This is a genomic window from Vibrio sp. Vb1166, from assembly GCF_033338695.1.
Lineage (GTDB): Bacteria > Pseudomonadota > Gammaproteobacteria > Enterobacterales > Vibrionaceae > Vibrio > Vibrio alginolyticus.
Map to the genome: position 1 here is coordinate 1 of NZ_JAWOTE010000027.1, position 22514 is coordinate 22514.

General features: G+C 45.8%; 18 protein-coding genes and 1 riboswitch. Of the genes, 8 read left to right on the forward strand and 10 right to left on the reverse strand.

What is annotated here, in order from left to right; all coding sequences use genetic code 11:
• The first annotated feature begins 375 nt into the window (after positions 1 to 375).
• From argR to R7E51_RS19980, 4 genes are all read left to right on the forward strand, one after another.
• The gene (gene argR / locus R7E51_RS19965) at positions 376 to 846 is read left to right on the forward strand and encodes a transcriptional regulator ArgR (protein WP_005379659.1); all 471 of its coding nucleotides are present in this window, start codon (positions 376 to 378) and stop codon (positions 844 to 846) included.
• Between the two features lie 405 nt (positions 847 to 1251).
• A complete protein-coding gene (locus tag R7E51_RS19970; RefSeq protein ID WP_005379657.1) occupies positions 1252 to 2220 on the forward strand; it encodes a TAXI family TRAP transporter solute-binding subunit in 969 nt (322 codons plus the stop codon).
• Positions 2221 to 2511: 291 nt separating this feature from the next.
• A complete protein-coding gene (locus R7E51_RS19975) occupies positions 2512 to 5091 on the forward strand; it encodes a TRAP transporter permease (protein WP_017820274.1) in 2580 nt (859 codons plus the stop codon).
• A gap of 45 nt (positions 5092 to 5136) precedes the next feature.
• Complete coding sequence (locus R7E51_RS19980) at positions 5137 to 5574, forward strand: universal stress protein (RefSeq protein WP_005379654.1); 438 nt, start codon at positions 5137 to 5139, stop codon at positions 5572 to 5574.
• Positions 5575 to 5637: 63 nt separating this feature from the next.
• Here the strand turns inward: R7E51_RS19980 and R7E51_RS19985 are convergent, their stop codons facing one another.
• Positions 5638 to 6714 carry an alkene reductase gene (locus R7E51_RS19985; RefSeq protein ID WP_206958335.1) on the reverse strand — a complete coding sequence of 359 codons (1077 nt, stop codon included), beginning with the start codon at positions 6712 to 6714 and terminating at the stop codon, positions 5638 to 5640.
• A gap of 92 nt (positions 6715 to 6806) precedes the next feature.
• On the opposite strand from R7E51_RS19985, the gene R7E51_RS19990 reads away from it, so the two are divergent.
• A complete protein-coding gene (locus tag R7E51_RS19990) occupies positions 6807 to 7754 on the forward strand; it encodes a LysR family transcriptional regulator (protein WP_005379650.1) in 948 nt (315 codons plus the stop codon).
• 18 nt (positions 7755 to 7772) lie between these two features.
• Here R7E51_RS19990 and thiQ read toward each other — a convergent pair whose 3' ends face one another.
• From thiQ to mpl, 5 genes are all read right to left on the reverse strand, one after another.
• Positions 7773 to 8477 (reverse strand): thiamine ABC transporter ATP-binding protein, encoded by a 705-nt coding sequence (gene thiQ, locus R7E51_RS19995; protein ID WP_005379648.1) that lies wholly within the window; start codon positions 8475 to 8477, stop codon positions 7773 to 7775.
• Entirely contained in the window at positions 8477 to 10063 is a 1587-nt protein-coding gene (gene thiP, locus R7E51_RS20000; RefSeq protein ID WP_154204871.1) for a thiamine/thiamine pyrophosphate ABC transporter permease ThiP, read from the reverse strand. The genes thiQ and thiP overlap by 1 nt, the downstream gene beginning before the upstream one ends.
• 41 nt (positions 10064 to 10104) lie before the next feature.
• A complete protein-coding gene (gene thiB, locus R7E51_RS20005; protein ID WP_005379642.1) occupies positions 10105 to 11097 on the reverse strand; it encodes a thiamine ABC transporter substrate binding subunit in 993 nt (330 codons plus the stop codon).
• 72 nt (positions 11098 to 11169) lie between these two features.
• Positions 11170 to 11306, reverse strand: a riboswitch (TPP riboswitch).
• A gap of 37 nt (positions 11307 to 11343) precedes the next feature.
• Entirely contained in the window at positions 11344 to 11982 is a 639-nt protein-coding gene (locus R7E51_RS20010) for a flavin prenyltransferase UbiX (protein WP_033906022.1), read from the reverse strand.
• Between the two features lie 5 nt (positions 11983 to 11987).
• Entirely contained in the window at positions 11988 to 13346 is a 1359-nt protein-coding gene (gene mpl, locus R7E51_RS20015; protein ID WP_206958337.1) for a UDP-N-acetylmuramate:L-alanyl-gamma-D-glutamyl-meso-diaminopimelate ligase, read from the reverse strand.
• A 312-nt stretch (positions 13347 to 13658) separates the two neighbouring features.
• Between mpl and fbp the strand changes: the two genes are divergently transcribed.
• Entirely contained in the window at positions 13659 to 14675 is a 1017-nt protein-coding gene (fbp, locus tag R7E51_RS20020; RefSeq protein WP_005383114.1) for a class 1 fructose-bisphosphatase, read from the forward strand.
• A gap of 127 nt (positions 14676 to 14802) precedes the next feature.
• Positions 14803 to 15333 (forward strand): inorganic diphosphatase, encoded by a 531-nt coding sequence (ppa, locus tag R7E51_RS20025; protein WP_005379635.1) that lies wholly within the window; start codon positions 14803 to 14805, stop codon positions 15331 to 15333.
• A gap of 73 nt (positions 15334 to 15406) precedes the next feature.
• On the opposite strand, the gene R7E51_RS20030 is transcribed toward ppa, so the two are convergent.
• The 4 genes from R7E51_RS20030 to tamA are packed head-to-tail and all read right to left on the reverse strand — an operon-like array spanning position 15407 to position 21684.
• A complete protein-coding gene (locus R7E51_RS20030) occupies positions 15407 to 15769 on the reverse strand; it encodes a DUF2799 domain-containing protein (protein WP_005379633.1) in 363 nt (120 codons plus the stop codon).
• 49 nt (positions 15770 to 15818) lie between these two features.
• The gene (locus R7E51_RS20035; RefSeq protein WP_033906019.1) at positions 15819 to 16166 is read right to left on the reverse strand and encodes a gamma-glutamylcyclotransferase family protein; all 348 of its coding nucleotides are present in this window, start codon (positions 16164 to 16166) and stop codon (positions 15819 to 15821) included.
• Positions 16167 to 16210: 44 nt separating this feature from the next.
• Positions 16211 to 19975: an autotransporter assembly complex protein TamB gene (gene tamB, locus R7E51_RS20040; RefSeq protein ID WP_206958339.1), complete on the reverse strand. Its 3765-nt coding sequence runs from the start codon at positions 19973 to 19975 to the stop codon at positions 16211 to 16213.
• Positions 19972 to 21684 (reverse strand): autotransporter assembly complex protein TamA, encoded by a 1713-nt coding sequence (gene tamA / locus R7E51_RS20045; protein WP_206958341.1) that lies wholly within the window; start codon positions 21682 to 21684, stop codon positions 19972 to 19974. Before tamA ends, tamB begins: the two co-directional genes overlap by 4 nt.
• 167 nt (positions 21685 to 21851) lie before the next feature.
• Here tamA and msrA point away from each other — a divergent pair, with 167 nt between their 5' ends.
• A complete protein-coding gene (gene msrA, locus R7E51_RS20050; RefSeq protein ID WP_017633451.1) occupies positions 21852 to 22490 on the forward strand; it encodes a peptide-methionine (S)-S-oxide reductase MsrA in 639 nt (212 codons plus the stop codon).
• Positions 22491 to 22514 lie beyond the last annotated feature (24 nt).

The following is a 22514-nucleotide window of genomic DNA, read 5'->3' on the forward strand; positions in this document are numbered from 1 at the left end:
TAACGGCTACTTTCATGTAGTTCTCCTTGAGAGTATTTCTCTTATAAACGTATTCGTAGGGTAGTTTGTAACCAACTTAAATAAAGCTATCGGAATCACAACTTGATTACAATCAATTAACGCTAGCTTTGCGACCTCGCGCAACTCGCTGTTACCGTGCTACAAATGGGGCTTGGATTATTCTTTTATTCTGTTGAAATGACAAGGAATTCAAGAAAACAGATACAGCCCTACTTCAGCGCGCTAAAGAATTCTATGTGGTATATAGTTTACAGTGACGCATCTAACATAATCCTGGGACTCTTTGGCACCGCCTGAATATATATGCGAGAATATGCAAAATTGCTGACCCGTAATAAGAGATTTGTAATGACTATGCGCAATTCAGAAAAACAAGACAACTTAGTTCGCGCCTTTAAAGCCCTGTTAAAAGAAGAAAGCTTTGGCTCACAGGGCGAGATTGTTGACGCACTCAAACAGCAAGGGTTTGAGAGTATCAACCAATCTAAAGTCTCACGTATGCTGACTAAATTTGGCGCCGTCCGTACGCGCAATGCAAAAATGGAAATGGTTTACTGTCTTCCTGCTGAGCTAGGTGTCCCAACAGTCAGCAGCTCTCTGCGTGAACTGGTACTAGACATCGATCGTAATGCAGCGTTAGTGGTAATTCACACCGGCCCAGGTGCAGCACAGTTGATTGCTCGCTTGCTTGATTCACTCGGTAAATCCGAAGGTATTCTTGGCGTTGTCGCAGGTGACGATACCATTTTCATTACGCCAACCATGGCAATTACGACTGAGCAACTCTTCAAATCAGTGTGCGAGCTGTTCGAATATACTGGTTAAGTTCTATAAAGCTTCAATCAGCTAACTCATTGTGGGTTATAAAAGAAGTCTCATTTTGTAGCCCATAATTTATGTAAATTTTTTGCTTACTCCGCTCATTATTTGACCACCCATTTTGTGATTAACATCACGCAATTGATCTTTTTCATTTCAGTCACTAAACGTCAATTAAGTAATTGTTATAAAAAGAATTAAATCACAAATTGAATCCTATCCCCTGATACAAAATTCAGACTTATCAACTATAACATTTAACAATTGGATAATTTTCTGCCAAATTTTTGTTATGATTCGCTCGCTTTTTCAAACGATTGGATTGAAAAAGGTGCCGTTTCCAAATAGGAAACTCCAGAAGTGATTTATGGTTATTTCCGGGTAAATAATGAATATAAGGAAGGGAAATTCATGGCATTTAACAAACTTCTCAAAGTAGGCGCTATCGCTGCAGCCGTAATGGGCGCAGGCGCAGTTAACGCTCAAGAGTTTATTACCATCGGTACTGGCTCTGTGACAGGTGTTTACTACCCAACTGGTGGTGCTATCTGTAAGTTGGTAAATAAAGGTCGTAAAGACCACAACATCCGTTGTTCAGTAGAATCGACTGGTGGCTCAATTTACAACGTTAACACTATCCGTGCAGGCGAATTAGATTTTGGTATCGTGCAATCGGATTGGCAGTACCACGGCTACAACGGTACGAGCAAGTTTGAAGAACAAGGCCCGTACAAGAAGCTACGCGCAATGTTCTCTCTTCATACAGAACCTTTCAACATCATTGCGCGTGCAGATTCAGGTATTGAAAACGTTGAAGACCTGAAAGGTAAGCGCGTAAACATCGGTAACCCAGGCTCTGGTGACCGTGCAACGATGGGCGTTGTCATGGAAGCGATGGGTTGGACAAACGACAGCTTCAAATTGGCGTCTGAGCTAAAAGGCTCTGAACGCTCTCAGGCACTTTGTGATAACAAAATTGACGCCTTCATCTACATGGTCGGCCACCCGAACGGTTCAATCAAAGAAGCAACCACATCATGTGATGCGAAGCTAGTTTCAGCAACAGGCCCTAAAATCGATAAAATTGTTGCCGACAACCCATACTACGCCTTTAGCTCAGTACCGGCTGGTATGTACCGCGGTACAGACAAAGACGTAAACAGCTTTGGTGTTGCAGCAACAATGGTAACGACCTCTGATGTTTCAGACGATGTCGCTTACAACGTGGCAAAAGCTGTGTTTGAAAACTTTGATACCTTCAAACGTCTACACCCTGCATTCGCAAACTTGAAGAAAGAAGACATGGTGAAAGCTGGTCTTTCTATTCCTCTTCACCCAGGTGCAGAAAAATACTACAAAGAAATGGGTCTAATTAAGTAATTTCCTCAGACTCTACATACAGGCAGGAAAGAATATTTTCTGCCTGTTTGAGCATACAGGTTGTAGCACGTTCTAACTGTATGCTTCATTCGCCAGTTTTCTTCTGAAAACTGCGAGCTCATACCCAAGAAAACTTAAACGCCGCCTAACAGAGTATCCAACAATCAACACTTTGAGTTCAGGCAGCAAAATACTCGAAAGCAAACTTCGCTCCATTCACTACACTGATAGAGGCGAAGTGTGGTTCTCGATAAAAATCAGACAGGACCATCAATAATAAGGAAAAAGTACATGGCGACGAATCAAGCTCCGTCACAAGATGTGCAAGAAATGGTGGCTCAGGCAGACACAGGTGCACGTAGCCCTTCGGGAATGCAAGGACGAATCCTTTGGTTTGTTCCTCTGTGTTGGTCACTATTTCAATTATGGTACGCATCCCCGTTACCATTTATTTTCAATTTTGGCGTACTGAACGACACGGAAGCGCGATCTATCCACCTTACTTTCGCGATCTTTTTGGCTTTCACTGCTTATCCAGCGATGAAGAATTCTCCTCGCGATCATATCCCTCTTGTTGATTGGATACTCGCGTTGGCTGGCAGCTTTTCAGCAGCCTATATATACCTTTTTTATACTGAGCTAGCAGGACGCTCAGGCGCACCGACAACAGTTGATATCGTTGTTGCTGTGATCGGTATGCTCCTCCTTTTAGAAGCAACACGCCGAGCACTTGGTCCACCATTAATGGTCGTGGCTGCTGTTTTCCTTACTTACACCTTTGCAGGCCCTTACATGCCTGACGTTATCGCGCACAAAGGGGCAAGCTTGAACAAGGCCATGTCTCACTTGTGGCTAACAACTGAAGGCGTATTTGGAGTTGCGCTAGGTGTTTCTACCTCTTTTGTCTTCTTGTTTGTATTGTTTGGAGCAATGCTGGAACGCGCTGGTGCCGGTGCTTACTTCATTAAAGTTGCCTTCTCGTTGCTTGGCCATATGAAAGGTGGTCCAGCTAAAGCGGCCGTTGTTGCATCAGGTTTATCTGGTCTGGTTTCTGGTTCTTCAATCGCAAACGTAGTAACAACTGGCACCTTTACCATTCCACTGATGAAGCGTGTTGGCTTTCCCGGCACAAAAGCGGGTGCGGTAGAGGTAGCGGCTTCAACCAATGGTCAGTTAACACCGCCAATCATGGGTGCAGCAGCATTTTTGATGGTGGAATACGTCGGTATCTCCTACGTTGAGGTGATTAAAGCCGCCCTACTTCCAGCGCTAATCTCTTATATTGCTTTAATTTACATTGTTCACCTTGAAGCGTGTAAAGCAGGCATGACAGGGCTTCCTCGTCGCCACAACCCAACACTAGTACAAAGTCTGCTGTCCTTTACTGGCACAATCTTAGGATTGTGTGTGATCAGCGCATTGGTTTACTACGGAGTGGGTTGGACAAAGGACGTCTTTGGTGATGCCGCGACACCAATTGTTACCGTCGCACTATTAATCGCGTACGTTGGGTTGGTGAAAGTCTCAGCAAATCACGTGCAAGATGGCGCAATTGAGATTGATGCAGAATTAACAGAAGTACCTGATCCTGGCCCAACCGTTAAGTCAGGCTTGCACTACCTACTCCCTATCGTCGTATTGGTTTGGTGTTTGACTGTCGAACGTTTCTCACCTGGCCTTTCGGCATTCTGGGCAACGGTGTTCATGATTTTCATTTTGCTTACTCAACGTCCGTTGATTGCACTGCTGTCAAAGCAAGGTGACATGCTTCAGCAAACCAAAGATGGCTTTGTCGATCTTGCCGAGAGCTTAGTTTCTGGTGCGCGTAATATGATTGGTATCGGCGTTGCAACCGCGGCAGCGGGCACCGTTGTTGGTGTTGTTACACTAACGGGTATCGGCCTAGTGATGACCGACTTCGTCGAGTTTATCTCTGGTGGCAGTATCATTCTTATGCTGCTGTTTACCGCCATCATTAGCTTGGTTCTGGGGATGGGTCTGCCAACAACGGCGAACTACATCGTGGTCTCTACGCTAATGGCGCCGGTTATTGTTACGCTCGGCGCGGCGCATGGCTTGATTATTCCGTTGATAGCGGTGCACTTATTCGTTTTCTACTTTGGTATTTTGGCCGACGATACCCCACCTGTAGGTCTTGCAGCTTTTGCAGCAGCCGCAATTGCGAAATCAGATCCAATTCGTACCGGTATCCAAGGTTTTACTTACGATATTCGAACCGCTATTTTGCCGTTCATGTTTGTGTTCAATACCCAGCTATTGTTAATGGGGATCGACTCTTGGTGGCATTTGGCGCTCACGGTCATCTCATCGATCATTGCAATGCTGATATTCTCTGCGGCAACTCAAGGGTGGTGGTTCACGCGTAACAAGTGGTGGGAAACAGTCCTATTATTAGTACTGACGTTTTCGTTTTTCCGTCCAGGTTTTTGGTGGGACATGCTGTACCCAGCGAAAGTTCTTTCTCCTGGCGTTGAGGTAGCTCAAATCACGGAAACACTAAATGTAGGAGAATCATTGGAGTTACGTGTTGCCGGTGAAAACCTTGAGGGCGACTACATTGAGAAAACGGTTCGTCTTCCATTCGAAGACAGTGCGACAACAGCAGACGCACGTATTTCATCTATGGGTCTGATGCTGACCGAAAGTGACAACAAAATGATTGTCGATATGGTTGAATTTGGTAGTCCAGCAGAGTCCGCAGGTATCGACTTTGATTGGGAAATCAAGTGGGTTATCCAGGATGCAGACCGTCCGATGAAAGAGTGGGTGTTTGTACCATGCTTAATGATTTTGCTGGTGCTTGCAATGAACCAAAAACGTCGTGCTCGTAAGGAACAATTGAGCGCATAACCGATTTGGCCCCGAGGATAAAGGGGCCTTAATGAGAGACATTGAATGTACAAACAAATTCTTGTTCCGGTTGATCTAAATGACCAAGGCTTTTCAGACCGAGCGGTTGAACTAGCGGTTTGGCAGGCAAAGCAAGCAAATGCTCAAATCCATCTTCTGACGGTACTACCTGGTATTCACATGTCGATGGTTGCCACATACTTTCCGAAAGATGCTGCGGCCAAAATGAAGCAAGACGTGAAGCAGCAACTAAAAACTTTCGCTAATGAGCATATTGCTGAAGATGTGGTTTACCAAGTGCATGTTGCTGAAGGCAAGGCCTACGCGACCATTCTTGATTATGCAGAACGTTTAGGCGCAGATCTCATCATTATGCCAAGTCACAAGCGCTCTAAAATCAATAAAGTAATGCTTGGCTCTGTCGCGAGTAAGGTTGTGGAATATTCTCCAATCAATGTGATGGTCGTAAAACCGCAAGGCTAAGTAAATACAGAAACGAAAAAGGACGCTAACATTAGCGTCCTTTTTATATTAAACAAGTAAGGGTTATGCCATCACTGGGTAATCGGTATAACCTTCTGCTCCCCCCAAATAAAAGTGTTCTGGTTTCGCCTCATTAAGAGGTGCATTTTTCTTAAATCGCTCAACTAAATCTGGGTTTGCGATAAAGGGAACGCCAAATGCGACCACATCAACTTTGTTTTCTGCAATTGCTGTTGCCGCTTCTTGTGCACTGTAGCCCACGTTCGCCATTAAGTGACCTTTATAGTTTTCGCGTGCTGGCTTGAGAACATCTGCTTTTTGTACGCCTTTCAGATCCGCACGCATCACGTGCCAATAAGCAAGATCGAAAGAATTAAGTTGCTCTGCTAAGTAACGCATCAAGCCAACTGGATCACTGTCTTTCATGTCATTAAATCCATTTAGCGGAGATGTGCGCAGACCGACTCTTCCAGGTCCCCACACCTCAACGACTTCTTTCACTATCTCAAGTAAAAATCGAGCACGATTTTCAACCGAGCCACCGTATTCATCGGTACGTAAATTTGAACCGTCACGAAGGAAGTTATCAATAAGATAACCATTGGCGCCATGTATCTCGACCCCATCAAAGCCGGCTTTCTTGGCGTTTTCTGCACCTTGTTTAAACGCCGCAACAATGGAAGCTATCTCATCAACTTCGAGTGCTCGTGGTACCGTATATGCTTGCTTACCCGAAGGGGTATGGACTAATTCATCACGAATGGACAATGCGCTCGCCGCTACAGGTGTTTTGCCTTCATTCAAATCAGGATGACAAGCTCGTCCCGCATGCCAAATTTGCAGTACAATCTTACCGCCTCTCTCATGAACCGCATCCGTTACCTTTTTCCAAGCTACGATTTGCTCTTCGTTGTAAATGCCCGGCTCTGCCATAAAAGCAGACGTACCTTCCATCACCATGGTGCATTCAGCAATGATAAGTCCGGCACTCGCACGTTGAGCGTAGTATTCAACCATAAGGTCATTAGGAATATGGTCTGCGCCAGCACGAGCTCTCGTTAAAGGCGCCATAATAGCACGGTTATCTAATGATAATTGACCGAGTTCGATAGGAGAAAATAAGTCTACAGAGTTGGACATGTTGTTTACCTCAAATGACAATAACTTGATGGCTAAGGATGAGGTGCCAGACTATAATCAGATTAATATTGAAACAATATGGATAATTGAAAGTGATTGTTCGCAATTTAGAAACAATTGACTTTAGAACGCTTTCTATCTTTGTCACAAGCTGTCGACTACTGAGCTTAACCAAGTGCGCGCTGGAGTTAAACCTACCGAAATCTACTGTTAGTAAAGCCATAACCAAACTCGAACAACACTTTGAAGCCAAACTCCTAGAGCGCACAACCCGAAAGTTAGTGATCACCGAAGCTGGCCAAATGGTTTTAGAGCGTGCTGCAAGCTTAGTTGAGGAATTCCACTCAATTGGCCATGACGTACAGGAGATGGAACAACAGATCCAAGGCCGGCTGCGTATTTCCGCGCCACCAGCGTTGGATGCGTATATGGCGGAACACATCTTTTTGCCATTTTTAAAACAATGGCCAAAAGTACAAATTGCGTTAGAAGCATCGAACGATTTTGTTGATCTGTTTTCACACGGCTTTGATATGGCAATTCGAGTCGGTCAGATAGTGGATGATCGATTGATCGCAAAAAAATTAGGCTATACCACTCGAGTCCTGGCTGCTAGCCCTGAGTATTTAGCTGAGTTCGGCGTACCTGAAACGCCAGAAGACCTGACAAAACACAACTGTTTGAGGTATCAATATGTTTCAGAAATAGGGCCTTGGACGCTGATCTCACACGATAATACCGTCAATGTTTCAATAACCAGTAACTTCTCAAGTACAACTGTAGAAGCAATATTGAAAGGCGCACTTAAAGGACTAGGCATCGCTAACTTACCTGTGCAGAACATGACGCAAGAGCTAGAAAGTGGCACCTTAGTCAGAGTGTTACCGCAATGGCACACGGTACCAATGCCTATTTATTTAGTCTATCGTCCTGGAGCAAACCGCCCACGGCGTGTACAAGCAATGATTGACCATATCATGAGCTTAAGATCTCAATTTGAATTTGGACCTCGGCATGGTTTGTGTTGCGGAGAAGCATAACCTAGCAACTATCAGGCACTAGCATGCTGCTCGGATAAATGCCGCAAGCTTCTCACTAGCATGCTGTTCACTCAATGCAGACATATCACCCGCGGCTTCCACTTTACCATCTGCCACAAACACAAAGTGGCTGGCAATCGCTTTGGCATCGCTTAAATGGTGCGTGACCATCAATACGGTTATTCCCCGCTCTGCTGCGAGTTTTTTTACCAAGCTCAGCATCTCTTCACGCAACACCGGATCAAGCGCCGAGAACGGCTCATCCAATAGCCACATGGGATGAGGCTGAACAAAACAACGCGCTAAGGCAACACGTTGACGCTGGCCACCAGAAAGATGCTCTGGCAAACGGTCGAGGTACTCTGCAACACCAACTTGCTGCGCAGCTTGTTCAATCTGACGATTTTGGTCCACCGTGAGCTTTAGCCCCGGGTGTAAGCCCAAACCGATGTTGTCACGCACCGATAAGTGAGCAAACAAATTGTGCTCTTGGAACAACATAGAGAACGGACGCAGATAAGGCTCTTTACGCACAATGGACTCACCATCAACACAAATATCACCACGGTCAGGATGGATGAATCCTGCCACCAACGCCAGCAAGGTTGACTTCCCTGCCCCACTTGGTCCCATCAGCGATACAATCTGTCCTTGCTCAATCGTTAAGTCAAAACGAAACAGTTCACGTTGGTAGGTGTACTGCACATCATCCAACACTAACATTACGCTCTCTCCTTCGTTTTCAATACTTTCTCAATCAAGGCAAAACAGCCCACACTCAACAACAATAGGGTCACCGATACCACCGCAGCTGCGTCCATCTGATAACTGCCAAGCAACTGGAACAAATACAGAGGTAAGGTACGAAACTCTTGTCCACCAAACAGTGCGATGGCACTTAAATCCCCTATTGCAAACATAAAGCTGATCGCAAACGCATGTGCAAACGGCTTGCGTAGCGCCTGCCACTCCACCACTTTAAACCGTTGCCAGCCACGCATGCCTAAGCTGGCACATACATACTGATACTGTTGTTCAATGTGCAGCATTGGCTGCGCTAGCGTTTTGATCACGTAAGGCAAAGCCATCAAACCGTTCACCAAAATCACGACAAAAAATGCCAAGCTAAAAACATCGGTAAATGCGCGCAGTAGTAAGAATAAACCGGTGCTAATCACCAGACCTGGAGTCACCAAAATAATGGTGCCGATTAACTCAATCTGATCGGCTCGCGTGTTTTTGTACTGCAACCGCCAACGGCGACTGGTCAATAGTATGGACACCCCTGCAGCGACCGCAAGCGCGCTAGCGACACAGGCGACTTTGAGGGAGTTCAATAGCGCAGACCAAAAACGCTCATCGGTTAATACTGTCCAAACTTGTTGGTTGATGCCACTCAGTAACACCATCAATAACGGCGGTATTACCAGTAAAAAGGCACCTATGATCCAAAAGCTATCCCAAGCTTTTGACCACCCATGATCCTTCGTTAAATATTGCTGTACCGATGTGCTTCCAGCACTGATAGAAACAGGCCTTGTTAACTTCTGCACTCCAATAGAAAGCAGTCCACATAACAGCATCTGCCACAGCGCCAATAACGCCCCAGCTTGTAAATCAAAATCAAACTTAATCGCTTGGTAAATGGCCAATTCAATGGTGGTGGATTTTGGCCCGCCCCCCAACGCCATTACAGTGGCAAAACTGGTAAAGCACAACATAAACACCAACCCACAAACGTGGGGAAGCTGCTGCCTTAAACGCGGCCATTCTACCCAGCGAAACTTATCCCAATGGCTCATCCCAAGATGCGCGCAAAGCTTATGCTGCTCGGCAGGAATAGACTCCAAGGCTTGCAGAAGCAATCGTGCCGCGTAAGGTAAATTAAAGAACACATGGGCGAGTAAAATACCGTTCAAACCGTAAATAGAGAATGGCAGTTTAGTATCGAAACTTTGCAACCACTGCGCCAACAAACCACTGTTGCCATAAATCGCTAACAACCCAAAAACACCAACCAAAACCGGTAAAACCAGTGTCGATGCAAACAGCTTAAGCAGTAATGATTTACCAATAAATTGGCGACGCGAAAGTGCGTGCGCTACTGGAATGGCAAAGCCAACACTGAGCAATGTGGAAAGAAACGCTTGGTAGAAACTGAACTTGGTGACATGTTGATAGTACGGGTCGCCCCATACCACAGACACATCAAGTGAAGGGGCTTGAACAATCAAAGCACCTAGGGCAGAAATAACAAAGGTCGCGATGATCATCGCGACCCCTAAACCTATTTTTGGAACAGAATTCAAAGGTAAAACCTATCTCATTCAGATGAGGATGGAAACGTCAGCTAAAACGTCAATGCGCTTTGCCATTCGCGAATCCAAGACTTACGCATTTTTGCCACTTCATCAGCACTAAAGCTCAACGACTTGCTTGGAACACTCAAAGTTTCAAAACCTTTAGGTAACTCAACGTCAGTGACTGGGTACATCCAGTTACCCGTTGGCATCGCCGATTGGAACTCATCACTTAAAATGAAACTCATAAATTGATCAGCAAGTTCTGAATTTTTTGCCCCTTTCACTTTGGCGGCTACTTCAACTTGCATGTAGTGGCCTTCAGCAAAATTCGCCGTAGCAAACTTCGAATCGTTTTCCGCAATTAAGTGGTACGCAGGTGAAGTGGTGTAAGAAAGCACTAAATCGGACTCACCATTGAGGAACATAGAATACGCCTCAGACCAACCTTTCGTGACCGTTACGGTTTTGCTCGCTAGCTTCTGCCACGCTTGCGTCACATCGTCGCCATAAATAGATTTCATCCATAGCATTAAGCCTTGGCCCGGCGTTGAAGTCCGCGGATCTTGGTAAATCACTTTCAGATCGTCGCGCGTTTCCACCAGCTCTTTCATGCTTTTCGGCGGATTAGCCAGTTTCTCTTTGTTGTACACAAACGCGAAGTAGCCGTAATCGTACGGTACAAACGTCGTGTCACTCCAACCGTTTGGTAACACTGTGTTAGCCGTATCCACATTGTGCTCGGCAAGCAGATCGGTTTTCTTCGCTTCTGCCATCAGATTGTTATCCAAACCTAATACGATGTCCGCTTTGCTATTACCGCCTTCAAGACGAAGACGATTCAGAATCGACACACCATCGTCCAACGCTACGAAGTTAACGTCACAGCCACATTTTGCTTCAAAAGCTTGCTCGATTTTAGGACCCGGCCCCCAATCTGCGGCAAAAGAGTCGTAGGTATAGATGGTTAATGTGTTTTCAGCGGCAAACGCTGAAGTAGAGGTGATTGCAGCTAGGGCAATCAGATTTAGAGTGGGTTTCACTGCTCGCTCTCCATGAGTATTTCAGAGAAATAAGTTGAGCGGCACAGGGTTTGAGGCGGCTATTAAGGACTTCCAATATCCAGACTCAATTCCTACGCCAGCATTATCTGGTTCAGGTAATACGGGTCCCTAGTTAAACACTTAGGTCTCAGCGCCCCAATGCATTGATTGACTCAATGCTAAATGGGTTTGCTCCCCGATGAGTTGGATGGATTGTAAAGGTATTTGAGTGGTTACACAATCAGCTCACGAGCGCTGGTCATAACCCCAACGAGGCACCAAACCTTGCTCAATACCTAAGTGGTCAAGAATTCTCGCCACCATAAAATCCACTAAGTCTTCAATACTCTTTGGCTGATGATAGAAGCCTGGAGCTGCTGGCATGATGGTGACGCCCATTTGCGACAGTTTGTGCATGTTCTCCAGATGTAGCGTTGAAAATGGTGTTTCGCGAACCACGAGCAACAGCTGCCCGCGCTCTTTCATTACCACATCAGCGGCCCGCTCGATCAAGTTATCTGACATACCATGCGCAATCGCTGCAACGCTTCCCGCAGAACATGGGCAAACCACCATTTGCTTTGGTGCAGCAGAACCAGACGCAACCGGTGAGAACCAGTCATCTTTACCGCAAACGGTGATGTTATCGGGATTGCAGTTCAGGTGCTCTACCAATGCTTGCTGCGCTGCTTCTGGACCACTTGGCAGCTTAAGATTATGCTCGGTTGCCATCACAACACGAGCTGCCGAAGAAATCAGAACGTAGACATGATAATCCGCCGCAACCAAGCATTCTAAAAGACGAAGGCCGTAGGGAGCACCAGAAGCCCCCGTTAATGCCAACGTGATGGCTTTTTTGTGAGAGGGTTGTGTTTTGTTTTGCATATCAATCAGGCTTTTTGTTTTAACTGCTCAAGAAGTTTTCCGTGAATACCACCGAAGCCACCATTACTCATGACTAGAATTTGGTCACCTGCTCGCGCACGTTCGACGATCTTGGCTACAAAGTTATCTATATCCGCATCGACAAACGCTGGCTGTTTGCATTGGTCGGCAATGTCTTGCACAGACCACTCGATATTATCTGGCTGGAACAAGAAGACTTCATCTGCACTGTGTAGTGACTCTGCAAGTGTGTTTTTGTGTACACCACGCTTCATGGTGGCAGAACGCGGCTCTAACACAGCAAGGATGCGTTTTTCACCTACCTTGTTACGCAAACCACCGACAGTAAGTTCAATTGCCGTTGGGTGATGCGCAAAATCATCGTAAACCGTCACACCTTGTTCTTCACCTTTCAGCTCTAAACGGCGCTTGGTATTGATGAAACGCCCTAATGCCTGGCAAGCAAGATCCGGAGTGACTCCAACATGTCGTGCAGCAGCGATTGCCATCAGCGCATTATCCACATTGTGGTCACCCACCAAATTCCATTCGACGGTACCAACCTTCTCACCTTGCAACGCAACGTCAAATTTTGAGCCATCAAGCACTAATTTGTGCGCTTGCCAGTCGCCATCAACACCTGAAAACTGTTTTTCAGTCCAGCAACCACGCTCTAATACATCCGCTAACGCTTGATCCTGCCTCGGCGCTAAGATCAATCCATTGCCCGGTACAGTTCGCACTAAATGATGGAATTGGCGTTTGATCGCTTCTAGATCATCGAAGATGTCGGCATGATCAAACTCAAGATTGTTCATGATTAAAGTGCGAGGATGGTAATGCACAAACTTAGAACGCTTATCGAAAAAAGCACTGTCATATTCGTCCGCTTCAACGACAAAAAACATACTTTCACCCAAACGAGCAGACACTCCGAAGTTACCGAGTACCCCACCGACTAAGAAACCCGGTTGATAACCACAATCTTCAAGTATCCAAGCAAGCATGCTCGACGTGGTCGTTTTCCCATGTGTACCCGATACCGCCAATACCCAACGATCATGCAGCAAAAACTCGTTGAGCCACTGCGGGCCAGAGGTGTAACGCATGTTAGTGTTGAGCACATGCTCGACACAAGGGTTACCACGGCTCATCGCATTACCAATCACCACAAGATCTGGTTGAGGGTCGAGTTGAGACGGGTCAAAGCCTTCAATAATTTCAATACCTTGAGACTCAAGCAGTGTGCTCATTGGCGGATAAACGTTGGCATCAGAACCAGTGACTTTATGTCCTAATTGGCGCGCTAGAATCGCTGCGCCGCCCATAAATGTGCCACAGATACCCAAGATATGAATGTGCATAAACTAAACCTTGTAATGCGTTTTTTAATGCTTTCATTATCGCGATTACCGCCTGAAAAGCGAGTGACTTTAGCCTTCTTCTTGCAGTCCCTTTCACAAATATGACAAGGTTGAACACAGACTGTACAACCTCTTGCTTACTGATGAATCCCTCAAATAAGTCTACAAATAAATTGAGATCTCAAACAGTTACTTCATTACCATTAAAAAGATCTGCGACTTAAACTTACATCCAGCGCAATCGTTTAACATCCATAAAGAGATGCTCACTTGCGCACTACCCCCAATGAAATGAAAATGTAAGGATTAACCATGTCAGGACTGCGCACCCTAGGCGAGTTCATTGTCGAAAAACAAGCGGATTTCCCCCACGCTAGCGGTGATCTATCATCCCTTTTAGCCTCCATTCGTTTAGCTGCAAAAATCGTTAACCGCGAAATCAACGCAGCGGGTCTCGGTGATATCACTGGTGCTGTAGGCACGGAAAATGTCCAAGGTGAAGATCAGCAAAAGCTCGATGTTTACGCGAACGATAAGTTCAAAGCCGCGCTTGAAGCTCGTGATCAAGTGTGTGGCGTTGCCAGTGAAGAAGAAGACGAAGCAGTTGCGTTCAATAAAGAACTCAACCAAAACGCCAAATATGTAGTACTGATGGACCCACTTGATGGTTCTTCTAACATCGATGTGAACGTCTCTGTTGGTACTATCTTCTCGATTTACCGTCGTGTTTCTCCAATCGGTACCCCACCAACTGAAGAAGACTTCCTACAACCTGGTCACAAACAAGTGGCTGCGGGCTACGTAATTTACGGCTCCTCCACCATGTTGGTATACACAACTGGTAACGGTGTAAACGGCTTTACTTACGACCCATCTATCGGCAGCTTCTGTCTTTCTCATGAAAACATGATGATTCCTGATGATGGTAAGATCTACTCCATCAACGAAGGTAATTACATTCGTTTCCCTCAAGGGGTGAAGAAGTACATCAAGTACTGCCAAGAAAACGTGCCAGAAGACGGTCGCCCATACACTTCTCGCTACATTGGCTCGCTGGTTGCTGATTTCCACCGCAACCTACTGAAAGGCGGTATCTACCTTTACCCAAGCACACAAAGCCACCCGCAAGGCAAGCTACGCCTGCTTTACGAATGTAACCCTATGGCATTCCTCATTGAGCAAGCTGGCGGCATTGCATCGGACGGTGTGAATCGCATTATGGACATCAAGCCTACTGAGTTGCACCAGCGTGTACCTTTCTTTGTGGGTTCGAAGAACATGGTTCGCAAAGTGGAAGAGTTCCTTGAACTGCACCGCGACGAAGAATAATTTCAGACCTTTGTCCAACGCGGCAGGTGTTTACCTGCCGCGTTTTTGTCGCTAAAGTGAAACGCGAATTTATCATCAGATGAAGCCGCTTTTGTGTGACTCATCGTTAATGAAAAGGAATATTCTAATGAGCTTAAACCATGTACCAGCAGGCAAGTCGCTGCCTGAAGATATCTATGTCGTGATCGAAATTCCTGCAAATGCAGATCCAATCAAGTACGAAGTAGATAAAGACTCTGGTGCTGTATTTGTCGACCGTTTCATGTCTGCACCAATGTTCTACCCATGCAACTATGGCTACGTGAACAATACCCTGTCTCTTGATGGCGACCCAGTCGACGTATTGGTACCAACACCATACCCACTCATGCCAGGTTCAGTCATTCGCTGCCGTCCTGTTGGCGTTTTGAAGATGACAGATGAATCGGGTGAAGATGCAAAAGTGTTTGCGGTTCCCCACTCAAAAATCTCGAAAGAGTACGAGCACATCCAAGATGTGGACGATATCCCAGAACTACTGAAAGCGCAGATCACGCAATTCTTTGAGCGTTACAAAGAGCTTGAAGCAGGCAAATGGGTGAAAGTGGATGGTTGGGCAGATGTTGCTGCCGCCAAAGCTGAAATCCTAGAATCTTACGAGCGAGCTCAGAAAAAATAAGCATCACTGCTGATACAAAATTAAAAAGAGCTGCTCTAGGGCAGCTCTTTTGCTTTCATCTTACCTGTGTCAACTAGATAGGTGCGCCTGCTGAAGACATTCGTCCAGCGTCGTAGTCATGTTGAAAGAAGGGGTCAACATCATCACAAATGCCAAAATACGGACGCCCGATAACACCGAGCATATAAGCACTTTGCTCGCAATACTCTTGCTTGCCTTGCTGGTAACCCGCTTGATAAGCCATTATCAGTTCTGCCGTCGCATGGTTAACATCATCCAGCTTCGCAATTCGCTCCTCAGATAACTCCCGTAATCCATCTAAAGCTGACTGCTTACCAAACACTTGCCAATCGGTCACATTATTCGAAGTCGGTAGTGTTGTTTGTGCGCATGCAGCAAGAAGCAACGCCATTGATCCAATTACGAATGTTTTCATCGTGACTCCTTAGTGTTTAGCTCGTTGCTATTGATAATGTCAGTATAGCTCACACCTTTTGACACCAATCTCCGGAAGCGATTTCTTCGGTTAATTGCTCAGTATCTTGATATAAGTAGATCCAAGCTTGGCCAAACGGCGTAACGATGCTCTCTCGGCGATATTCCACTGGCACATCTTCTAACCTATCTAGCTCGGATAAGGTTTCATCATCAATCAGATACACTTCACCTTGAATCGAGCGTTGCCCATCAGACAACGCTGGATAAGGGCCTAAGTCATACATTGCAAATTGAGCATCCGTTTCATGTAAACCAAGAAACTGCGCCGAGCGCAAATACTGATGGTTGTACTCTCCCTTGCGTAACGTGCCGTAGACAAAAATCAAATGCTGCATAACCACTCCTTAGTCATGACTGTGTATGCTTAGGTTAAAGCACTTTAATCGAACTCAAACTGATAGAGTAGGTCAACGGCGCTATCTACACCAGATACCGCTTCTAAATACAAGTCTTGCATCAATCGGTAACGCACAGTGAACTCACCTAGGGAGTTAAAGATGCCGACACCATATTTCACCTGCAAACCTGGCAGAATATAACCACTCACCGTCACTTGCGAGTCATCGCCCGACCCAGCAGTGTCCAGCTGTAAATCCTGTACGCCAAAGGCTTCACCGATTTCACCAACCACACGCCCACTCTTCGCCAAGCTTAAACCAATTAAGGTAGTCGTCATTGCATTACCACCGGCTTCACCATCAATATCTTGACCACGAAGTAGATAAGAAAGTGCATTGGCTTGGTTCATCGCGGGCTCTGAGAAAATTTCTATACTCGGATCAGATGCTGGGCCCGACACTTGTACCCCCGCAATGACATCATCTTGGGTATTGTCTGGATTACGAATCGCTTTGATAGACAAGTAAGGTTGATCTGGTGGACCATTCATCAGAATCTTACCTTCTTTAATCAATAAGTCCTGACCAAACGAACGATAAGAACCATCGACAACATTCACTTCACCAACGATGAAAGGACCTTTGTCTTTTTGTGTCACGTTTAGGTTCCCTTTCAACCCACCTTTTAAACCAAAAGCGGCAAGTTGGAAGTCATCACCAATTTTAATGTTGATGTTCGTTTCCACATCAAACGGCATCGCAGCCACATCCTCCACTGGCTGCAAGTTTTTATCAAGAATAACGGTATCACTCGATACGCCTACCGCACTTGGTGGAAGCTCTTCGACGACAATTCTGCCCCATGGCAAATTAATATCACCCTCAATTTTCGCAAGCTGAGGAGTCACATCTATTGTCATGTCAGGCTCCACTTTGATTTTTACCATTGGAGGCACATCAACATTGAGCTCTTTAGCAAATACACGCGCTTTAGTGCGCCAGTTCTGTAAGTCCTGCCAGTCGGCATCACCGGTAACGTTCAACTCACCATCCGGGGTTAAAATTCCGGCATCCAAGTCCGCTTGATGGCCTTTAAAGTTGATGACGACCTGCCCTGAGTTTATATCTATCGGTGTGACTTCACCCTGTAGCTTCATTTGGTCAATCAAGAACTGACCGTTCACCTTCGGATGCATAACGTCACCTGATATCGCTAGGTCAGTATTCATGTTTGCTTTAAACAAGCTGTACTCACCAATCAACGGTGCCAAGAAGTCCAAGTGGAACGTAGAGAGTGAAACCTTACCATCAATAGTGGGCTTTTCAGTCGAGACATTCAGTAAAGAAACCTTACCAGACAAGTCACCGTTATCTTTCACATCAAATAGCCACTCGGCATCAAGCTTGTCTTTCGCTAATGCTGCTTTAAAGTTGAAGCTTTCCCAACCGACTTTAATTGGCTGTTCAAGCGCTTGTTCAACTTGGCCTTTTGGCATATTGACACTTAAGGTTACTTCAGGCTTTTTCTCTGGTGCCCATTTAGCAAAAGCCTGTGCATTAACCGAGCCTTGCAGCTTGGTTTCTGGCGGCAGGAATTGTTTGATTTGGTCAAAATCAAAATCATTGATGGCTAACTTCGCCTGGCCACTCTTACCGACACTAATGTCTTCGGTTAGACATACGCTCGACTCCGCTTGCAACCAACAATGCGCTTGAACGTTCGCGATCTGTTTGTCGATATTGACCTTCACCGCGGTCGATTTTTGCAACGCCCACGGGCCTTGTTGCGAGCTCAGCGTCAAGCGGCGCAGCGCCCCATCCCAAATCATTTCTGGTTTCTGCTGGAATGTCCCTTCAATTTCTAAACTGGTCGACACTAGGTCAGACACTACATCGAGCGTAAGTTGATGCAGTTTTTCATCCCCAGAGACTTCAAGGTCAGCACTATCAACTTTTATGTCGTCATAGGTAATGTTGTTCGCAATAAGGCTTATGTTCGCTTTTGGTGCTGGCAGAGGCTTCACATCACCCTTTAAAGTGATCGTTTCTACGTTCGCCTGTTGCTGCCAGTTTATCTGATTTAAAGCGAGATCAAGATTGATGTCTGGTTCTTTCAAGCTACCACGTAGTGCGACTTTACCTTGCATTTTACCTGCAAGATCCGGAACACTTTTCGCAAAATCAGGGAAGTTAACCTCAACATCCATCAGAATTTGCTTATCGATCTTACCCTTTGCACTGAGTTGGTTCGGGCCATGAGAAAGCGCTAGACCCTGAGTGGTAAGTTGGATGTCTTCGCCTTTGCCGTTCTTATCAGACGCTTCAAGTTGCCCTTCAACATTCAGCGGATACCCTCGCAAAATGCCGTCGATGTCTAACTTAGGCAAACTGACTTGCCAACCGCCTTGTTCTGTTAACGATCCCGAAGTCGAAAGGTTACCGCTGATATCCCCTTCAGCTTCTTTCCATTGTAAACCTGGTTGAATATTTTTCAGGTTCAAGTCAGCTTGCCAGTTGATTGGCGCGGCCCAATTGGCCATGACTTTCCCAGAGAGTTCGCCTCCCAGGGTTTTCACTACAAGGCTTTCGAGGTCAATTTGCTCTAACGTACCTTTGCCGTTTAGTGCGACATCAACGGCGGGAATATCTTTGCCCGAAGCTTTGGTTTCTAATGCGACTTCGTAGCCATCAAGTGAGCCTTTTGCCGCCAAGCTTGGTACAGAAACCTGGTAATCGCTTTGTCCAAATAGCGGCCATTGCGCCTGTACATTTTTAATCGCGACATCAAACGGTAACTGCGTTTTAAGCAGTTGAATATCACCTTTGATCTCCGCTTGTACAAGCTCAGAAAGCGTAGCATTTAGTGACAAATCACCAACCGAACCCGAGACCGAAAGCGACAGTTTTTGTCCCTTCGCATCCGCTTGCTTCACTAACGCGTCCAATTGCGCTTTGATAGGGTAATCAGAAGAAAGCGTCACTTGTGTGCTCAACTTGCCTTCCACTTCTGGCATGTCGAGCTCTAACGTTTTGACATCAACACGTTCACCGCCTGCTCTTGCAACCAAACCAAGATGATTGACGATCACTGGCGTTTCACCCGCCAGTTTGAAGTTGTGAATATCAAGACGACGCGCTTCCACCGTCAGTGGAATCCATACTTCGGGTAACACAATATCTTGCGGCGTAGCATCGGCTTCTTTCGGCTCTTCAACAACCGCTTCTGGGGCCGCTTCACTTGGTGCTAAAGCCACATTAATGTCTTTCAACGCGGTAGGTGCGATCACCAAACGATCGCCTTGCATCGACAAAGCGGTCGAGAATGTTTGCCAATCAATTTGATTGCCCAGCACATTGACATTGATATCATTAAAGCTGACTTTATTAACAAAAATTGGCACTGGCGTACTGATAGAACGCAGTGGTGGTGTTTCCTCTTGCTCCTCGCTTGCTGGCGGTAGCTCTGGCATCTTAAAGTCAAGCCCCTGCAGTCTTAACTCATCGACACAGACCTTAGGGTCAAAGAAACAGCGGAAGTTCACTGCCAATGCTAAACGCTCGACGTTGGCGTCGATATTCAAAGACTCATCGACAAAACTGACGTTATGCAGTTCGAAGCGAGGAAACAATGAACCCTGCACTTTTTCAATCTGCAATTGTGGTAGTGCTTTTTCAGCTCCCCACAAGGCAAATTTGAGGCCTGGGTGGGTAAATAAAACTGTCGCGACAATAATGATGAGCAACAGCAATAGACCAATCAAACTGAGCGACAGCCATTTGGTCCACTTAAACATCATTTTGATCATAGCTCAGGCCCCAATGAAAAGTGGATACGAAACTCTCGTTCTGGTTTTGCATCCAACCCCCATGCAAAATCAAAACTAACAGGGCCCACCGGAGACGCCCAGCGGATACCAACACCAGCACCTGATTTCCAATCTGGTGTTTCATTAAACGCATCACCAATATCGTAAAACGTTGCAGCCCACCAGTTTCCATAAACACGATATTGGTATTCTAATGTACTGCTAACAATGTATTTACCACCCGTCAAAGCACCACTCTCATCCACAGGTGAAATAGATTCATAGCCGTAACCACGAATATTATTGTCACCACCAGCGAAGAAACGCAGCGACGGTGATAGTTTTTCAAGTTCATCGGTAATATTCGCACCACCTTCTAAGCGGAACAAACCACGATGATTCTCTCCAATACCACGAATCCAAGAAGTCGAGCCAATTAAGCGGAGCACTCTAGTTTCAGAAAGCATAGCGGTATCACCATACTCAATAGTGATGCTTTGCTTGTCTCCCCACATTGGCATATTGCCCCCTCGAACCCTAGTCCGAGAAAATGTTGCACCTGGAAGTACGAAGTTGAATTCATCATCTTGTAAACCTTGCGTAAAGCTCTCGTACAAATGACGAACATAAACGGTATTATGCCAACCACCGTCTGCTAACCAATGACGTTCCACTGCAAGGTTAGACTCGATACTCTGCGTGTCACGGTTGTCTAGATTTTTAAGCCCATATTGAACTTGATAATAATCGTTAGCGACATCTTCTAAAGGAATTTTGTAAGAAGCAGTCACGGTTTGCTCTGGCTTAGATAGGGATAAAGCAGTGTTGAAACTGTGTCCTCGGGAGCTCACCCAAGGTTTCTTCCACTTCAACGTTCCTCGAACGCCGACATCCGTTGAGTAACCAATACCCGTCTCGATCTGATTCTTAGAAGCAGGAGATAAAGACACTTTAATTGGCAAGTCTCGGCCATCATCAAGCCTATCCAATTCAGGCTCAACAAAAACTGAGGAAAACCACTCCGTATTTGATAGCTTCTGGTTAAACTCGCCCAGCTTCGAAACGTTGTATGGGTCCCCTTCTTTAAAAGGTTGTAGTGATGCGACACGGTCTTCCCAGATGTGGTTGCCAATAAAAGAAACGTCGCCAAAATTGAAACGTATTCCACTGCTGTAGTGCAAACGGACATTAGCTTCGTTCAGATCAGGGATAACCTCTAATCGGCTTAGCGTAAACTCACCATTGAAGTAACCACGCTGAAACGCCAAGTTACGAATGCCTGACTTAAGGCTGTCGTATTGGCCTTGATTCAAAACTTGGCCAACTTTGAGCGGAGAGCGCTCAATAAGTTTTGCAAATTCTTCATCGTCCTTGGCCTCTCCAGTGATGACCACATCCATGACTTTCACTTTCACTGGCAAGCCCGGCTTGATGAGTACAATTAACTCATCATTCGCTTCAGGAATAGAGTATGAAATTTTTGCATGATAATACCCAAGCGCGTTAAGCGCTTCAGTGATACTTTGATCTAATCTCGCTTGAAAACGCAGAGAAGTGGAGTAATCCTTCTCTGGAATAGATGATAGATACACACTGACATTCTCTTCTAAAGCGCCATCAATGCCTTTCAAAGTCAAAGAAACATCGGCATAGGCACCATGAGAAAAGGCAAACAGGCCAACAATGGTGGGGAGAGCTTTTTTTATCATGCTTTTATGGCTGAATGAGGTTAAGTAAACGTAAATAATGATAACGCCAATTAGATTCTAAGTCTGTAATATTAATAGGTTTAACGCGGTCTATGTCATCACAGCATCAGATACAGACGAAATGAAAAAGTTCGCAAATTTAAGACACGTATTGAAGGACAAATACCATGCTCAACAAACAAACATTGATCAGTATAGAAGATGCCTTGCCAGGTAGAGATCAACCAATGCAGATTGACGATCATCATTTTGTAAATAAATCTAACCTAAAGGCGCCTCTGACGTCACACCAACAGCAGATCTTGCTCGGAATGGGCTGTTTTTGGGGCGCTGAGCGCGTATTTTGGCAACTCGACGGCGTTGTATCTACTTCGGTCGGTTACGCTGGGGGTTACACACCCAATCCCACGTATGAAGAAGTCTGTACGGGTAAAACGGGTCATACAGAAGTCGTTCGAGTCGTTTTCGATGAACGCGTCATCTCATTAGAAAAGCTACTGGCTGTTTTTTGGGAAAAACACGACCCAACTCAGGGAATGCGTCAAGGTAACGACTTAGGTACTCAATATCGTTCTGCAATTTACACTTATTCGACGGAGCAGCTCGAGAGCGCAGAGAAATCGAAACTCTTGTATCAGCAAGCACTGCAAGAAGAGCAACGCGCGAACATCACCACCGAAATACAACCAGCAGGTCCGTATTACTTTGCGGAAACCTACCACCAGCAATATTTGGCGAAAAACCCTGATGGTTACTGTGGTATCGGAGGAACGGGAGTTTGCTTCCCACCAAGCCTCCAAGGATAAACCTAGCCAGCAACAAAAAGAGCG

Coding starts and splice junctions, on each gene's coding strand:
- argR (WP_005379659.1), top strand. CDS start 376: ATGCGCAATTCAGAAAAACAAGACAACTTAGTTCGCGCCTTTAAAGCC.
- R7E51_RS19970 (WP_005379657.1), top strand. CDS start 1,252: ATGGCATTTAACAAACTTCTCAAAGTAGGCGCTATCGCTGCAGCCGTA.
- R7E51_RS19975 (WP_017820274.1), top strand. CDS start 2,512: ATGGCGACGAATCAAGCTCCGTCACAAGATGTGCAAGAAATGGTGGCT.
- R7E51_RS19980 (WP_005379654.1), top strand. CDS start 5,137: ATGTACAAACAAATTCTTGTTCCGGTTGATCTAAATGACCAAGGCTTT.
- R7E51_RS19985 (WP_206958335.1), bottom strand. CDS start 6,714: ATGTCCAACTCTGTAGACTTATTTTCTCCTATCGAACTCGGTCAATTA.
- thiQ (WP_005379648.1), bottom strand. CDS start 8,477: ATGTTAGTGTTGGATGATGTGCAGTACACCTACCAACGTGAACTGTTT.
- R7E51_RS20010 (WP_033906022.1), bottom strand. CDS start 11,982: ATGCAAAACAAAACACAACCCTCTCACAAAAAAGCCATCACGTTGGCA.
- mpl (WP_206958337.1), bottom strand. CDS start 13,346: ATGCACATTCATATCTTGGGTATCTGTGGCACATTTATGGGCGGCGCA.
- fbp (WP_005383114.1), top strand. CDS start 13,659: ATGTCAGGACTGCGCACCCTAGGCGAGTTCATTGTCGAAAAACAAGCG.
- ppa (WP_005379635.1), top strand. CDS start 14,803: ATGAGCTTAAACCATGTACCAGCAGGCAAGTCGCTGCCTGAAGATATC.
- R7E51_RS20030 (WP_005379633.1), bottom strand. CDS start 15,769: ATGAAAACATTCGTAATTGGATCAATGGCGTTGCTTCTTGCTGCATGC.
- R7E51_RS20035 (WP_033906019.1), bottom strand. CDS start 16,166: ATGCAGCATTTGATTTTTGTCTACGGCACGTTACGCAAGGGAGAGTAC.
- tamB (WP_206958339.1), bottom strand. CDS start 19,975: ATGATCAAAATGATGTTTAAGTGGACCAAATGGCTGTCGCTCAGTTTG.
- tamA (WP_206958341.1), bottom strand. CDS start 21,684: ATGATAAAAAAAGCTCTCCCCACCATTGTTGGCCTGTTTGCCTTTTCT.
- msrA (WP_017633451.1), top strand. CDS start 21,852: ATGCTCAACAAACAAACATTGATCAGTATAGAAGATGCCTTGCCAGGT.